Annotated in this window: 1 protein-coding gene; it reads left to right on the top strand. The window is 60.4% G+C overall.

Annotation, left to right across the window (positions count from 1 at the left end; translation table 11 throughout):
• Positions 1-265, top strand: a 265-nt coding sequence (locus O4G76_RS20715; RefSeq protein ID WP_269399002.1) for a glucan biosynthesis protein, incomplete at both ends; no start/stop codon positions are given.

The raw sequence follows: 265 nt of genomic DNA, 5'->3' as shown, positions 1-265 counted from the left end.
CATTATCACCGCCGCCCTTCGCTGTGGGTGGAACCCCGTGGCGATTGGGGGGCAGGCTCCGTGACACTGGTGGAAATCCCCGCCGATAAGGAAGTCTACGACAATATCGTCGCCTACTGGCGGCCCAAAGATCCATATGCTGCAGGCACGCGCGTCGATCTGAACTACCGCCTCAGCTGGGGCGAAGGGCCAAAACTGGATCTGCCGCGTGTGATTGACACGGCGTCAGGTGCCAAGATCTTTGGTGATCCCGGTCGCCTTATGG

The organism is Limimaricola sp. G21655-S1, from assembly GCF_027213785.1.
GTDB lineage: Bacteria > Pseudomonadota > Alphaproteobacteria > Rhodobacterales > Rhodobacteraceae > Limimaricola.
The sequence above is the reverse complement of the archived record's forward strand: the minus strand, read 5'-3'. Positions and strand labels throughout refer to the sequence as shown.